We start from the raw sequence: 13,802 nt of genomic DNA on the forward strand, positions 1-13,802 counted from the left end.
CCGGCGGGGCGGCTGCCGCAATCGGCGAAGGTCCGACTGGGGCGGCCGGGGGTGGCGAGGCTCGGGCCGGGTCGGGCGCAACCGGCGAAGGTCGCGACGGGGTGGCTGCCGGAAGCGGCGAAGGTCGCGCCGGGGCGGCTGCCGGAACCGGCGAAGCTCGCGCCGGGGCGGGCGCCGCAACGGGCGAAGCGCGGACCGGGGCGGCCGGGAGTGGTGGAGCTCGGGCCGGCGAGACAGCGCCCGTCGAGACGGTGCGGCGGCCGGAGCCGGGGCTCGCGCGCGGTGTTTGGGAAGCGCCTCCCATGTTCTTCTATGTCGGCGGCGGAATCGTCGTGGCGGTTTCGGTTCTTTATGCGCTTTGGCGGCGCGGGATCGTGCGCTTCCGCCGCACCCGGAGCACCTCATCGTGATGCCTGTCGAAAGCACCCCCATGGCCGAACCGCGCACCGGTGTTCCGGTCCGCCGCATTCTCGCAGTGATGCTCATCTTCGTGGCCGTGTACGGCGCCTTCGCCGTGTATACGGGCCTCGAGAAGATCGCCGGCTCGCTCGAGAGCTTCGCGTACTCCTCGTTCCTCGCGGCGTGCGGGCTCGCCTTCTGCAACTACGTCGTTCGCTACTTCAAGTGGGAATTTTACCTCGCCCGGCTCGACATCCGCGGCATCCCCAAGGTCGATAGCTTCTTCACCTTTCTGTCCGGCTTCATCCTGACCATCTCGCCCGGCAAGGTCGGCGAGGTCTTCAAGTCGCTGGTCCTGCGCGAGACGCACGGCGTGCCCATCGAGCGCACCGCCCCCATCGTCATCGCCGAGCGGGTCACGGATCTCATCGGGATCATCGTGCTCATCGTGCTGGGATCGATCGGGTTCTCCGGCGGCCTCGTATGGGCCGGGGCCGGCGCGGTGGTGGTGGCCGCGCTCCTGATCGTGGTGGCCTCGCGCCGCATATCGATGGGCATCATCGCCATGGTCGGGCGCATGCCGGGCAAGGTCGGCAAGCTCGCGCCCAAGCTCCACGACGCGTACGAGAGCCTGGCCACCTTGGTGGCGCCGCAAAACCTCTTCGTGCCCACGGTGCTCTCCATCGCGGCGTGGGCGTTCGAGTGCCTCTCGCTGTGGGTGCTGCTCGCGGGCTTCCAGCAGACCACCAGCGTGCTGCTCTGCACCTTCTTCTATGCGACGAGCACCCTCGCCGGCGCGCTCGTGCCGGTGCCGGGCGGCTTGGGCATCACCGAGGGTGCCCTCCAGCGCCAGATGATGGAGCTCGGCCACGTCAGCGAGGGCACCAGCACCGCGGCCATGCTCCTGGTCCGCTTTGCGACCCTGTGGTTCGCGGTCCTTCTCGGCTTCGTGGCCCTAAGCGCCCTCAAGCGCCGCCACCCCACGTTGTTCGCGGCCAAGGGCTGAGCGCGATCCAAGGCAATAGGTTCTTTACCCGGGGTTGGGTATGCTTTCGCGCGTGAGCGAGCTCAAAACGGCGCTTCTGGCTATCTTTCAAGGTGACGGTCGCGAGCGCGTCATCGACACGTTTCGACAGGTCCTCGCCGCCGGCAACGAAGCCATCCAAGTCTTCACCGAGGGGCAGACCGTCGAGCAAATCTCCCAGGGCTACCTCTCGCTCATCCTCGAGCACATCCAGGGGGAAAAGCGCGACGTGCGCGACTACTGGATCGAGACGATCACCCCCGCCCTGATGGAGCAGGGTCAGTCGCTCGAGGAGATCGCGCGCTCGGGGGTGCGCTTCAGCGTGATCTTCGCGGTGTCGGTGGTCTCGGCGCTCCCGCCCGAGCTGCGCATCGCCGGCACGGCGTGGGCCGCGGAGTTTCACAGCGGGGTGCAGGCGGATATGACCCGCGTCTGTCTCGACAAGCTGCTCGAGCGCCGAACGAAGCCTTAAGGCGCCAAGCTCCGCAGCGCCTCGAGCGCGCCGCGGAAATCCGCGGGCGGCGGCGACTCGAAGCGCATGGGCGCACCCGTCGTCGGGTGCAAAAATCCGAGGACCCGCGCGTGAAGCGCCTGATGCCCGAGCGACTCGGCGATGGTGCGCAGCTCGGGCTCGCGCGGCGCGCGGCCGTAGAGCGGATCGCCCAGGATGGCGTGCCCCGACTCCGAGAGGTGCACGCGGATCTGATGCGTGCGCCCCGTCTCGAGGGAGCAGACGACGTGGGTCGCGCGCCCGCCGGCCAAGCGCTCCAGGGCGCGCACGTGGGTCACGGCGTGCTTGCCGTGCTGCACCTTGCCCGTGTAGCGCATGCGATCCACCGGGTGCCTCCCGTGCAAGGTCGCGAAGGTCCTAGACGGCACGTCCCCCAGCGCAATCGCCTCGTACTCGCGCAAGATGGTGTGCGCTTGAAACTGCAGCTTGAGCGCCTCGCGGGCGCGCGGGTGGCGGGCGACCACCAGGATCCCGCTCGTCCCTTTGTCGATGCGGTGCACGATGCCGGGGCGCACGAAGGTGTCCTCGGCCTCGTTCTCCGGCTCGATGCGCTCGACCAGCCCGCGCGCCAAGAGCCCATTGACCAATGTGCCCGACTCATGCCCCCGGGCGGGGTGCACCACCAGCCCCGCCGGCTTGTCGACCACGACCAGATCGTCGTCCTGATGGAGCACCTCGAAGACCACGCCGGCATCCGGCTGCGCAGCGGTCGCCTCCGGCAGCGCCGGCTGCACGACCACAGTGGCGCCGGCCCGAAGCTTGGTCGACGCGCGGCCCGGGGCACCATCCACCGTGACGAGCCCCGCCTCGATCCAGCGCTGCAGCTCGGCGCGCGACGGGGATGCCGGCGCCGACGGATGGTCGGCCAGCGCGCGCACGAGGAACTGATCGAGCCGCACGCCGCTCGCCTCCCGCGGGGCCACCCATGTGACCGGCGCCGCACGCGAAGCCCGCGCGCCCTGCGCAGCTTGCGCACCCTGCGCACCCTGCGCAGCTTGCACGCCCTGCGCAGCTTGCGCACCCTGCGCAGCTTGCACGCCCTGCACGACGGATGGGACCGACCGGACCAATGGACGCGAAGCGGCCAACACGGCCAGCTACCAGACCTTCGACTTGATGTGCCCTTTGGCCTTCACCAAAATGTCGACCAGGGCGCGATCGTAGAAGTTGCGCGGGTAGAGCTCGGGCGAAACGCGGCGCTTGAAGAGGGCGCGGCCCTCCTCGATTTCTTCGGCCAGGGCGTCGAACAGGTTGTCGTTCGTGATGCCGTTGACGATCTTGTCCTCGTTGTAGAGCGAAAGATCGCTGGCAATGGCGCGCGCGAGGCGGCGCGCGGCTTCCTCGGTCTCGATGAGCGGCATGGTGCACCAAAGTATCGCGGGAGCGTTCGGTCTTCGTCAACGCCGGAGAAGCCCAAACGCCTGAAAAAGCCTGAGGGAGCCCGCCGCTGCCGTTTTCGTGGTAAGCAGCGAGTCACACGAGGCAACACGAGACCGACATGGCAAATGCTCGCACGATCGCCCAGGCCATCGAAGATGCCGCCAAAACCGCGCCGACGCGCGGCATGCGCTTCGTCCCCGAGAGCGGCGTCCCCGGCACGCGGGGCGTCACGGAGACGAGTGAAGCGTCATTTTCCTTCACCGCCATCGAGCGCGCCTCGGCCCGTTACGGCGGGGCGCTGCAAGCGCTCGGCCTGCGCAAAGGCGACCGGGTCGGGCTGATCCTGCCGGCCAACGAAGATTTCGTGCTCTGTTTCTTCGGCGCCATCGCGGCCGGCATCATCCCCGTCCCCATTTATCCGCCGCTCGGTCCGGGGCAGCTGCAAACCTATCTCGACAACACGCGTCACGTGGTCGAAAAGAGCGGCGCCCGCGCCCTGGTCACCCCGGCCAAAATCAAGCGCCTGCTCGGCACGGTGCAATCCGCATGTCCTGCGCTCGAGCAAGTGGTGGCGGTCGAAGCCATCCGCGAATCCATGGAGGCGCTGCGCCCGGAGAAGATCACGCTGGACGACATCGCGTTCCTCCAGTTCACGAGCGGCTCCACCTCGCGCCCCAAGGGGGTGAGCCTCACCCACGCGAACATCGCGTCCAACCTCGAGGTCATCATGGAGAACGGCCTCGGCGTCCGCGAGGGCGACGTCGGCGTCTCCTGGTTGCCGCTCTACCACGACATGGGGCTCATCGGCTTCGTCATCGCGCCGCTCTACTACCGGGTGCCGAGCATCTTTCTCTCTCCCCTGCTCTTCCTAAAGCGCCCCGTCACCTGGTTCCAGACCATCACGCGCCACAAGGGAACCATCTCCTACGCGCCCAACTTCGCCTACGCGCTCTGCATGAAGCGAATCCGCGAAAAGGATCTGGAGGGCATCGATCTGTCGACCTGGCGGGTCGCCGGCTGCGGCGCCGAGCCCATTCGCCCCGAGACCCTCGAGTCCTTTGCCTCCACCTATGCGGGCGTAGGCTTTCGCAAATCGGCCTTCGTCCCCTCCTACGGCATGGCCGAATCCTCCCTGGGGATCGCCTTCAGCCCCCTCGAGCAGGGGATGAAAACCCTCTCGCTCGACGGCCCCACCCTCTGGTCCGAGGGCATCGCCAAGCCCATCGACGACACCCCGCCCAAGTCCTCCGCCGATCCTTCGCCCGACTCGAGCGACACGGTCGTGCGCCTCGTCTCGTGCGGCCGCGCCTTCCCCGCGCATCAAATCCGCATCTTCGATCCGGACGACCTCACCAGCGAGCACCCCTTCGAAGAGCGCAAGGTCGGCGAGATCCGCATCTCGGGCCCCAGCGTGATGCACGGCTACTGGGACGACGTGGATCGCACGCGCGAGTCCTTCGCGGGCCCCTTCCTGCGAACGGGCGATCTCGGGTTCCTGCACGATGGCGACATCTACATCTGCGGGCGCATCAAAGAGGTCATCATCGTCAACGGCCGCAACTACTACCCGCAGGACATGGAGTGGGAGGCGAGCCACGTCCCCGGCGTCCGCAAGGGGAGCGTGATCGCGTTCGGCTCGCGGCACCCGAGCGGCATCGAGGCCGACCGCGAGCGCGTGGTCATCGCCTTCGAGATGCAAGACGCGCAGGACATGCCCATGGGGCAAAAGGTCTCCAAGGAGATCCGCAAGGCCGTGCAAGAGGGCATCGGCTTGACGGTCGACGACGTCGTCGCCCTTCCCCCGGGCACCTTGCCCAAGACGTCCAGCGGCAAGCTCCAACGCGGGAAAACACGCTCCCTCTACGAGTCGGGCGAGTTGTTGGATCGCGTGAAGTCGCGCGACGCGGGCCGCATCGAGCTGGCGAAGCAGGCGGCGAAGAGTCAGCTCAGTTACTTCAAGCTGGCGGTGCTCGGCGGGCGGCGCAGGCGCGAAGAGTAATTCGTCGTTTGACGAGCCGCCGGGGGGCTTGACGTATTTCGCAGTCGCGACGTCGCGACTGCAAACGGCGTCGTGCGTTTGATTTCGTGTCGCGCACGGACGGATCGTGCGCCATCGTCCCAATTCCTGAGTGGGGGCCGTCCGATGGGCGGGCGGCGCGAGGGCTCGCGGCATGGGAGCAGCGCGTGGAGCGTACGCGTGGAAGCGCGCGCGCCCGATGCGAGCGCGTCCCGTGGAAGGTGCGCGGAAGGTGGGAATGGCGATGCGATGGCGGCACACGGGGTGGTTGGGGTTGGGCATCGTCGTTGCGTGCTCCTCGCAGAGCATCCGCGACGGCGTCACGCACGAGTCGGGGCATGACGACGATCCGGGGCGCCATTCTCACGGCGCACCCGATGCAGCGGCGCCGCGCGGCGACCGCGACGCGAGCTCCGAGACGGAGGCGGGGGCGCTCGATGGTGGAGAAGATGCGGGGTCCGACCTCGATGCGGGCGCGCCGGACGGCGGAGACGACGCGGGGTGCGGGGCCGACGCGGGCACGCCGGACGCGGGAGAGCACGATGCGGGAGAGCGCGACGCAGGCGCATCGGATGCCGGCCCCGCGGTGCGACTGACTCCTTCCAATCTTCCGCCGGACATCTGCGATACTCCCGGGACCAAGGACCTGGATTATCCGGCCCAAGGCTCCCCCATCTCGAGCCCGTGCGATGCCGTGGTCGCGCAGGGAGATGGCCTACCCGACATCTGCGTGTACAAATTCGCGAAGGTCACGCTCGCGGGGACGCTCCGCTTGCAATATGGCGCGCGCGCGATCGCCATCGTCGCCACCGATACCTTCACCATCACGGGCGCGGGTGGAGTCATCGCATCCGGGGGTATCGACTACTTCTCGGGTTGCGGCGCACCCGACTCGAGGGGCACGGGGCCGAGACTCAGCGGCGGCGGCGCCGGACATACGACCCCAGGCGCGCCCGGCGGCGGGGGAACCCAGAGCGGCAGCGCCTATTCCACGAGCGGCCCGAAGCTCGTCGCGGGCTCCTATGGGGCCGAGGGCCCGTGGCACCCGCGAAAGTCGAGCAGCAGCGGTGGCGGAGCGGGTGGCGCTTTTCAAATGGTCTCTTGCACCCGTCTCGAAGTCCATGGGCTGCTCGAAGCAAACGGCGGCCCCGCGAAGACGACCTACTCGTCCTCGATGGGCGGCGGCGGGGGAGGCAGCGGTGGGACGATTCTTCTCGAAGCCGCACATATTTTCGCCGACGGCGCCCAACTTCGAGCGCTCGGTGGAAAGGGCGGCGATGGCTATTACTACACGAACGAAGGCTCGATCCTCGTACGTGGCGGCCAAGGGGGAACGGGCGCCACACCGCCTCAAAAGGGCGAGTCTGGACTGGATCTCGCCCGCGGCGGTGGAGGCGGTTCCATCGGGCGCATCTTGATCAACCTTCCCGCCGGCACGCCGCCCCCCACCCTGAACGCCGATCCGCCCGCGATCTTCGGCGTCGTCGAAACGCATGGAGAGCTCCCCCGCCCCACGACGAGAACGGACACGACCGGTCGACGGTGATGGCGCGCGGTGACGTCACGCCGTGCTTCGTGGATGGGTTTGTGCTTTGAACGTGCGCCGTCGTCGCCTGCTCGTCGCAGCGCCTGTGCGACGGATCCTCCCCCGGTGTTCGGCGCCGTCGTCACGCACGGAGCCTTGACGCGATTTCTCCATTTCGTGGAGCGCCCGCGCCGCGCTGATGGATCGCTTCTCCTCGCCCCAATTCTCACATAACCGCTCCCGCGCGCATGAGGCGCAGGGGGGTCGGGCGAATCGATGCATAGGGCGGCGCCGCACGAGGTGTCGCGCAGGAGGTGGACGGCGATGACATTACGTCATTCTGCGATGTTCGGATGGTGCATTCTGGCTGCGTGCTCTGCGCAGAGCAGCGGCGACGGGAAGACGGGGCGGGAGCTCCATCATCGCGACGATGCGAGCGCCCAAAACGACGCGATATCCGAGAACGACGCAGGATCGGAGAGCGATGCGGGCACCGAGGTCGACGCGGGCCCGCTCGACGGCGGCGACGTGGACGCAGGCCCGCCGGGTACGCTGACACCGTCGAATCTTCCTCCGGACATTTGCGACACGCCCGGGACGAAAGATCTGACCATCGCTCCTTCCGACAACCGAGGATTTGGCATCGGCTGCGACGCCATCATCCCCCAGGGAAATGGGCTGCCGGACATTTGCATGTACAAGTATGCAAACGTAACCATCGCCGGGAAAGCTTTGGCGTTGAACTTCGACAAGAAGGCGGCGGTCGCGATCGTTGCGACCAACGCCTTCACCGTGACGAACACCGGCGTGATCGAGGCGTCCGGGGAAACGCACTACACACCGCGCAATGGCGCCGGCGGGCCCGACCCGAGAGGAGAGGCACGCGGAGGCCGCGGCGGGGCCGGGCATGTCACGCCCGGCGCAGGTGGCACGAGCGGTGGCGCCGCATATGCGTCGACGGGAAACCAGCTCGTGGCAGGGGCGCGCGGCGGGCCAGGCTGGGCGCCCACGGGGAGCGGCTGGCCCGATAACACGGTCCCGGGTGGTTTTGCGGGTGGCGCGCTTCAACTCGTTTCGTGTGGCCGCCTCGAAGTTCATGGCACCATCCGGGTCAACGGCAGCTATGGCGTATCGGTGATCCGAGGTTCGGGCGGCGGCGGAGGCAGTGGTGGAACGCTCTTGCTCGAAGGGGCGCAGATCGTCACAGAGGGAGCAAGGCTCGAGGCGCTCGGCGGCGGCGGTGGCTCGGGCGGTGGCACCAACTGCCCCGGCGGAAACGGCGGTACGGGTTCCACGCCGCCCAAGGATGGTCACTCCGGAGAGGGTTGTTGGCCCGGTTCGGCCGCCGGGAGCGGAGGCTCGATCGGGCGCATCTCGATGAACCTCCCCGCGGGTACCCCACCGCCCCCCGTGAACGCCGACCCGCCGGTGCTCTTCGGCGTCGTCGGAACGCACTGAGCGCACGAGCGCTCTCGATTTCACCGCGGGAGCCCGGCCCAGAGCGGGCTCCCGTCACCCCAGACGAAGGGAGCGACGACGGACCTGCGGCGGCGGCAACGATCCCCGAGGCATCGGGGCCCGGACGCGGCGATGGCGCCCGACATGTCATGGCAGGTGCCGGCGGCGGCGGCAGGACCACGGGCTGTTTTCGGCGTTCTGGACGCGCACGGACCCATTTTTGCTCTTGAGGTTGCAAAATCCTTTGACGGGGCCACGGGAATAGGGCATCTAATATTTCGATAATGAAAGTGGATTTCATTTTCATTACCGATGTGCAAAAAGAGTCCTCGCCTTACGCAGTCCGGCGAAGCCGGAGGCCGATTCGAAAGCTCCCGTTTGGGTCGCTCCTCGTCGGGAAGGTGCCCCATGATCGCCAACTCGATTCGACCTCCGACTTCGCCGATGCACTGCGCGGCGGTCTCGGAATTCTTTCCATCTCGGTGTTCCCAGGCGCCGGGCTGCTCTACTTGCTCCGCCTGCTCTCCACCCTGACGTACGCCATCGCCGTGCTCATCGCCCTCGCCGCCCTCGTCTTCGCGCTCTGCTGGCGCGCCTAGCACGACCGTGCGCCCGCACACGCATCAGGTCCGCACCGCTCACCCGCACTTCTCGCGCCCCCGCTCGACACCGCACCCCCGCAATGATTGCATCGCACTGCAGTTGATTCCGAATATCAATATCGGAAAACGATATCACGGGCTCGACATGAAGCACGATCGCCGCCTGAAGCGCGTCGGAGCGATTGCAATTTAGAATCTTTCTCACTACGTTTTCCTTTGGCCATGAAGTCCAAAGAAGCGGAGGCCAGCGAAGCCCAGGACGAGGTGCGCGCCGAGCGCATCGCGCAGATGATGCATGACTTGCGCAACCTGGGTCTCAAGTTGACGCCGCAGCGCCGCGCGATCGTCGAGCAATTTGCCTGCGATCTCACGCACCCCACGGCGCAGGAGCTCTTCGATCGGTTGCATCGCGAGTTTCCGTCGATGAGTTTTGCGACGGTGTACAACACGCTCGACGCGCTCACGTCGGCCAACCTCGCCGGCACCCTCCGGCTCGACGGGCACGCGGCCCGCTTCGATCCCAATCGCAAACCGCACCACCATGCCGTGTGCGACGAGTGCGGTGTCATCGTCGATATACCCGCCGACTCGCTGACGCCGAGCGAGGAGGCTACCATCTCCGTCCGCGAGCACTCGGACGGCTTTCATGTTCGTGCGGTGGAGCAGGTCTACCGCGGACTCTGCGGCGCGTGTGCCCGAAAAACACGCGCCTAACACCCGGAAACAACAAGGAGAACGGGAGCCATGGCAAAGTCACTCTCAGGCACCAAGACACACGGCAATCTGAAGGAAGCATTCGCCGGCGAATCGCAAGCCAACCGCCGATACTTGTATTTTGCAAAGGTCGCCGACGTCGAGGGTTACACCGACATTGCCGGCAACTTCAAGGAGACGGCCGATGGTGAGACGGGCCACGCGCACGGCCACCTCGACTACTTGAAGACGGTGGGCGATCCCGCCACCGGCCTCCCCTTCGGCAACACGGAGAAGAACCTCAAGAGCGCCATCGCCGGCGAGACGCACGAGTACGAGACCATGTACCCGGGCATGGCCAAGACGGCGCGCGAAGAGGGCTTCGACGACATCGCCGAATGGTTCGAGACGCTCGCGAAGGCCGAGAAGAGCCACGCCGGTCGCTTCACCAAAGCGCTCGACAGCCTGAACTCGTAAAGCAGCCGCTTTCGCGTTCTGCGCGCTTCGAGCGTTTCCGCGTCCGTTCGTCGCCGTCCCCGAAGCGGTCTCGTACCGCGCGCTGGCCCACGCACGTTGGCCAGCATCGGCGTGCTCGGCGACGGCGGCGGCGACGACGTCCCGAGCTGCCTCCCTGCTCCTCCCCGCCCCGCCCCGCTTTTCTTCGCCGCTCTCCCGACTATGGTGGCGTCCGTCCATGAGCAAAATTGATCCTCGCCCGACCGAGAAGCCCGAGTTCAACCCGAACGCGGAGCGCTACTGGGATGCCCGCGATCTCGAAGGAGAGCTCCGGCGCGTCATCGAGATTTGCCACAACTGCCGCATGTGCGTGAACTACTGCGGCTCCTTCCCCGACATGTTCGCGCGCGTCGACCGCGACATCGATGCCGGGGCCACCGGCTCCGAGCGGCTCGGGATCGAGGACTTCACGAGCATCACGGACCACTGCTGGCAGTGCAAGATTTGTTACATCAAGTGCCCCTACACCCCCGACGAAGGCCACGAGTGGCTCGTCGATCTGCCGCGGCTCCTCATGCGCGAAAAGGCGCAGCGAAGCCGGCGAAATGGGATCTCGCTGCAGGAGACGGCGCTCGGTGAGCCGGGCATCCTCGGCAGCCTGGCGAGCGGGGTGACGGCGCCTCTGGTCAACTTCGTGAACGCGAACCGGCTGGTGCGAAAGACCATCGAGAAGGTGGCGGGCATCTCCAGCGAGTTTCCGATCCCGTCCTACGCCGCGCAGCCGTTCGCGCGCTGGCTCGCGAACCACGAGCCCCTGGCGGGCGCAGGATCGGCCGGCAAGGTCGCGCTCTTCTCCACGTGCCTCGGCGATTACTACTTTCCCTCCGTCCCCGCCAACGCCGTGCGCGCGCTGGAGAAGAACGGGTACGCGGTCTTTCGGCCCGAGCAGCAGTGCTGCGGCATGCCCAACCTCGACGGCGGCGATCTCGAGGGGGCCAAGGCAAAGGCGCGCTTCAACGTGGCCTCGCTCCACGCCGCGCTCGAGCAGGGATATGCCCTGGTCGGCGCCCAGCCCACGTGCACCATGACCGTCAAAGGGGAGTATCCCGAGCTGCTCGGCACCCGCGAGGCCCGCGAGGTGGCCGACAACGTCTACGACCTGATGGGCTTCTTCGACAAGTTGCGAAAAGAGAAGAAGCTCAATCGCGAGTTCACCAAGCCGCTGGGCAAAATTGCCTATCACGCGCCTTGCCATTTGCGCGCGCAGAAGATCGGATATCCGGCCGTGCGCGTGCTCAACCTGGTGCAGGACACCGAGGTCGAGCTGGTGGAGCAGTGCAGCGCCATCGACGGCACCTGGGGCATGAAGGCCGAAAACTACGAGGAAGGCCGCAAATACGCCGAGCGCCTCGTGCGCGGCATCGAGGCGGCGGAGGCCGAGCTCGTGGTCTCCGATTGCCAGCTGGCCGCGCGCCGCATTCAGAAGGAAAACGGGGTGCAGGCCATTCACCCCGTGGAGGCGCTCGCCAGCGCCTACGGCGTGGCCATTTCACGAGCATCGGAGACACCGCGATGAAGCCCATAGCGCGCAACGAGATCCTGAGCCTCGGGGAGTACGAGGCCGTCCGGCCTCATTTTCGAGCGCGGATCATCGAGGAAAAGAAGCGCCGGCGGCTGGCGCTCGGCCCCTACGCGAGCTGCGTCTTCGAGAACCGCGACACCGTCCTCTTGCAGATTCAAGAGATGCTGCGCACCGAGCGCATCACGCGCGAGGGCGCCGTTCTGCACGAGATCGAGACGTACAATCAGCTCGTTCCGGCGCCGGGCGAGCTCTCGGCCACCGTGATGATCGAGATCGACGAGCGCGCCACCCGCGAAAAGTTCCTGGCCGATGCCCTCGGGATCGAGCGGCACATCGCCCTGGTGGTCGACGGCGAGCGGTTCAACGCCACGTGGGATCCGGAGCGCCTCTTGCCCGACCGCGCGTCCGCCGTCCTCTATTTGAAGTTCCCGCTCTCCGAAAAGGCGGTTCGCGCGATTCGCCAGGGGGCGACGTCGCTCGAGCTCCTGGTGGACCACCCGCGCTACCAGGCGCGCGTGCCCCTCTCGGAGGCGACGACGAAGAGCCTGGCCGAAGATCTCGAGGCCCATGCTGGTGCATGAGCGCGCCGTACGCTTCGAAGAGATCGACGCCGCAGGAATCGTCTTCTTCCCCCGCTTTCTGAACTACTGCCACGACGCCATGGAGGCGCTCTTCGCGCCGCTCGACGGCGGTTACGTGCGCCTGGTCACCGAGCGGCACATCGGCCTCCCCACCGTGCACGTGGAGGCCGACTACCGCTCCCCTCTTCGCTACGGCGACGTCGCCCGCATCGAGGTCACCATTCCGCACGTGGGCAGTCGCTCCTTCACCCTTCACTACCGCTTCGCGCGCGCCGCCGATGGCCTCCCCGTGGCCGAGGTGAAGCACATCGTGGCCACCACGGATCTCACGGCGATGCGGGCGGTCCCCATCCCCAACGACGTCCGCGCCGTGCTCGAGCGGCACCGCGCGCCGCCGTCGTAGGCGCGTGCCCGGACAACGCGGCGCATCGCCCTCGGAGGCGGTGATCTAACGCAGTTGGCTGGTGAGCGCCGCCGAGACCAACCCCGTCAGCAGAATCAGGACGAGGGTCCCAATGATCCAACCGACATAGCGCTTGCGCCGGCCACCATCGAGCTCGTCCGGCACCTCGACCTTGCCCCCGGCGGGCACCACGATGGCTTCGGCGCGGGCGGAAGAGGCCACCGGTGCGAGGGGCGCCCAGGGATCGTCCTTGGACCCCAACACCACCGACGGGGTCGTGGAGCCGCGGCGCTCGCGCTCGAGGCGCGCCTCGACGTCTTTTTGCCAGCGCACGAAGGGCGCCATCGACTCGTCGACGGCCTCGCGGACCATGGCCCGGATGCGCTCGCGCACCTCGATGGGCATGTGCGTCGTCTGCGAGTAGCGATCGAGCGGTGTGGAGCTGGGCGCCGGCGTGGCAATGCGCTGCGCCGTCGCGACGCCGACCGCCGGGAAAGGCGCCGGGGTGGCAATGCGCTGCGACGCCGGCGGGGGCGGCGTTGGCGTCATGCGCTGCGCGGACACGACGGCTTGCGGCGGTGTCGGGGCAACAGCTGACGGCGCGGGAGCAGACGGCGGCGGCGCGACCAACGTGGGCGAGGACGGCGCGGCGGCAGGAGCCGGAGGCACCGCGGCATGGCGCGCGGGGACGGTTTCGTCCGGGGGCGAAGACGCGGATGAAGCCGGAGTTGCCGGCGCATTCTTCGCAATCACCCCCGTTACGACCATGCTCGGCTTCGGGGGCACGCCCGGCGACCCGGGCGATGACGCGGTGCCCGGCGACGACGCGGTGCCCGGCGACGATGTGGTGCCCCCCGCAGGCGCTCCCGAGGCCGACGCCGCAGACGGCGGTGGCGGAGGGCGCGAGACCAGCGTGGTTGCGCGCGTGGCAAGCGGCGGGACAGGGCTCGTGGTTCCTGGCGTCACGGGGCGCGCCGGGGGACGCGCGTTCGGATTGGCCACTTTTGCGGGCGCCGGTCGCGGCGGCGGACTGCTCACCGGACGAGGCGATCGACCTTGATCATTCACTTTATCGAGGGTGCCGTATTGGCTTGAAATGCGCCAGAGTTGAGAGACGAATGAGGCATTTTATCGCGGGGAGCGATGGACGCCAAAAAAGGCGAACCGAGCC

The 13,802-nt window shown here is 67.6% G+C and carries 16 protein-coding genes; 13 read left to right on the forward strand and 3 right to left on the reverse strand.

Annotated features, from left to right (window positions below; all coding sequences use genetic code 11):
* Nucleotides 1-101: 101 nt before the first annotated feature.
* From LZC94_24120 to LZC94_24130, 3 genes are read left to right on the forward strand one after another with little or no spacing between them, the layout of a single operon-like run.
* Nucleotides 102-410, forward strand: a complete 309-nt coding sequence (locus tag LZC94_24120) for a hypothetical protein (protein ID WXB10960.1) — start codon at nucleotides 102-104, stop codon at nucleotides 408-410.
* Entirely contained in the window at nucleotides 410-1,405 is a 996-nt protein-coding gene (locus LZC94_24125; protein ID WXB20237.1) for a flippase-like domain-containing protein, read from the forward strand. The genes LZC94_24120 and LZC94_24125 overlap by 1 nt, the downstream gene beginning before the upstream one ends.
* A 52-nt stretch (nucleotides 1,406-1,457) precedes the next feature.
* On the forward strand, nucleotides 1,458-1,895 hold the full coding sequence (locus LZC94_24130; protein WXB10961.1) for a hypothetical protein: 438 nt from the start codon (nucleotides 1,458-1,460) through the stop codon (nucleotides 1,893-1,895).
* Here LZC94_24130 and LZC94_24135 read toward each other — a convergent pair.
* Together LZC94_24135 and LZC94_24140 are read right to left on the reverse strand one after the other, a co-directional pair.
* Nucleotides 1,892-2,971, reverse strand: coding sequence for an RluA family pseudouridine synthase (locus tag LZC94_24135; GenBank protein WXB10962.1), 1,080 nt, complete (start codon nucleotides 2,969-2,971; stop codon nucleotides 1,892-1,894). The genes LZC94_24130 and LZC94_24135 overlap by 4 nt on opposite strands.
* A gap of 60 nt (nucleotides 2,972-3,031) precedes the next feature.
* Complete coding sequence (locus LZC94_24140) at nucleotides 3,032-3,295, reverse strand: hypothetical protein (protein ID WXB10963.1); 264 nt, start codon at nucleotides 3,293-3,295, stop codon at nucleotides 3,032-3,034.
* Between the two features lie 137 nt (nucleotides 3,296-3,432).
* Between LZC94_24140 and LZC94_24145 the strand changes: the two genes are divergently transcribed.
* The 9 genes from LZC94_24145 to LZC94_24185 all read left to right on the forward strand — a co-directional run bounded on the left by LZC94_24145 (nucleotide 3,433) and on the right by LZC94_24185 (nucleotide 12,631).
* Nucleotides 3,433-5,313 carry a fatty acyl-AMP ligase gene (locus LZC94_24145; GenBank protein ID WXB10964.1) on the forward strand — a complete coding sequence of 627 codons (1,881 nt, stop codon included), beginning with the start codon at nucleotides 3,433-3,435 and terminating at the stop codon, nucleotides 5,311-5,313.
* Between the two features lie 256 nt (nucleotides 5,314-5,569).
* Nucleotides 5,570-6,877 carry a hypothetical protein gene (locus LZC94_24150; protein WXB10965.1) on the forward strand — a complete coding sequence of 436 codons (1,308 nt, stop codon included), beginning with the start codon at nucleotides 5,570-5,572 and terminating at the stop codon, nucleotides 6,875-6,877.
* A gap of 303 nt (nucleotides 6,878-7,180) precedes the next feature.
* A complete protein-coding gene (locus tag LZC94_24155; protein ID WXB20375.1) occupies nucleotides 7,181-8,314 on the forward strand; it encodes a hypothetical protein in 1,134 nt (377 codons plus the stop codon).
* Nucleotides 8,315-8,598: 284 nt separating this feature from the next.
* A complete protein-coding gene (locus LZC94_24160; protein WXB10966.1) occupies nucleotides 8,599-8,913 on the forward strand; it encodes a hypothetical protein in 315 nt (104 codons plus the stop codon).
* Nucleotides 8,914-9,138: 225 nt separating this feature from the next.
* Nucleotides 9,139-9,630, forward strand: a complete 492-nt coding sequence (locus LZC94_24165; protein WXB10967.1) for a transcriptional repressor — start codon at nucleotides 9,139-9,141, stop codon at nucleotides 9,628-9,630.
* 30 nt (nucleotides 9,631-9,660) lie between these two features.
* Nucleotides 9,661-10,086 carry a rubrerythrin family protein gene (locus LZC94_24170; protein WXB10968.1) on the forward strand — a complete coding sequence of 142 codons (426 nt, stop codon included), beginning with the start codon at nucleotides 9,661-9,663 and terminating at the stop codon, nucleotides 10,084-10,086.
* Nucleotides 10,087-10,303: 217 nt separating this feature from the next.
* Nucleotides 10,304-11,641 carry a hypothetical protein gene (locus tag LZC94_24175; protein ID WXB10969.1) on the forward strand — a complete coding sequence of 446 codons (1,338 nt, stop codon included), beginning with the start codon at nucleotides 10,304-10,306 and terminating at the stop codon, nucleotides 11,639-11,641.
* Entirely contained in the window at nucleotides 11,638-12,228 is a 591-nt protein-coding gene (locus LZC94_24180) for a DUF3501 family protein (GenBank protein ID WXB10970.1), read from the forward strand. The genes LZC94_24175 and LZC94_24180 overlap by 4 nt, the downstream gene beginning before the upstream one ends.
* Nucleotides 12,215-12,631, forward strand: a complete 417-nt coding sequence (locus tag LZC94_24185; protein ID WXB10971.1) for an acyl-CoA thioesterase — start codon at nucleotides 12,215-12,217, stop codon at nucleotides 12,629-12,631. The genes LZC94_24180 and LZC94_24185 overlap by 14 nt, the downstream gene beginning before the upstream one ends.
* Before the next feature lie 45 nt (nucleotides 12,632-12,676).
* Here LZC94_24185 and LZC94_24190 read toward each other — a convergent pair whose 3' ends face one another.
* Complete coding sequence (locus LZC94_24190; GenBank protein WXB10972.1) at nucleotides 12,677-13,384, reverse strand: hypothetical protein; 708 nt, start codon at nucleotides 13,382-13,384, stop codon at nucleotides 12,677-12,679.
* A gap of 13 nt (nucleotides 13,385-13,397) precedes the next feature.
* On the opposite strand from LZC94_24190, the gene LZC94_24195 reads away from it, so the two are divergent.
* On the forward strand, nucleotides 13,398-13,691 hold the full coding sequence (locus LZC94_24195; GenBank protein WXB10973.1) for a hypothetical protein: 294 nt from the start codon (nucleotides 13,398-13,400) through the stop codon (nucleotides 13,689-13,691).
* The last annotated feature ends 111 nt before the right edge of the window (nucleotides 13,692-13,802 follow it).

It is taken from the genome of Sorangiineae bacterium MSr11954 (genome assembly GCA_037157815.1).
In the GTDB taxonomy this organism is placed as follows: domain Bacteria; phylum Myxococcota_A; class Polyangia; order Polyangiales; family Polyangiaceae; genus Pendulispora; species Pendulispora albinea.

Bases quoted from the DNA above. Each gene is read 5' to 3' on its own strand.
- LZC94_24165 (WXB10967.1), top strand. From the start codon at position 9,139: ATGAAGTCCAAAGAAGCGGAGGCCAGCGAAGCCCAGGACGAGGTGCGC.
- LZC94_24155 (WXB20375.1), top strand. From the start codon at position 7,181: ATGACATTACGTCATTCTGCGATGTTCGGATGGTGCATTCTGGCTGCG.
- LZC94_24180 (WXB10970.1), top strand. From the start codon at position 11,638: ATGAAGCCCATAGCGCGCAACGAGATCCTGAGCCTCGGGGAGTACGAG.
- LZC94_24145 (WXB10964.1), top strand. From the start codon at position 3,433: ATGGCAAATGCTCGCACGATCGCCCAGGCCATCGAAGATGCCGCCAAA.
- LZC94_24150 (WXB10965.1), top strand. From the start codon at position 5,570: ATGGCGATGCGATGGCGGCACACGGGGTGGTTGGGGTTGGGCATCGTC.
- LZC94_24175 (WXB10969.1), top strand. From the start codon at position 10,304: ATGAGCAAAATTGATCCTCGCCCGACCGAGAAGCCCGAGTTCAACCCG.
- LZC94_24160 (WXB10966.1), top strand. From the start codon at position 8,599: ATGAAAGTGGATTTCATTTTCATTACCGATGTGCAAAAAGAGTCCTCG.
- LZC94_24125 (WXB20237.1), top strand. From the start codon at position 410: ATGCCTGTCGAAAGCACCCCCATGGCCGAACCGCGCACCGGTGTTCCG.
- LZC94_24195 (WXB10973.1), top strand. From the start codon at position 13,398: ATGCTCGGCTTCGGGGGCACGCCCGGCGACCCGGGCGATGACGCGGTG.
- LZC94_24140 (WXB10963.1), bottom strand. From the start codon at position 3,295: ATGCCGCTCATCGAGACCGAGGAAGCCGCGCGCCGCCTCGCGCGCGCC.
- LZC94_24185 (WXB10971.1), top strand. From the start codon at position 12,215: ATGCTGGTGCATGAGCGCGCCGTACGCTTCGAAGAGATCGACGCCGCA.
- LZC94_24170 (WXB10968.1), top strand. From the start codon at position 9,661: ATGGCAAAGTCACTCTCAGGCACCAAGACACACGGCAATCTGAAGGAA.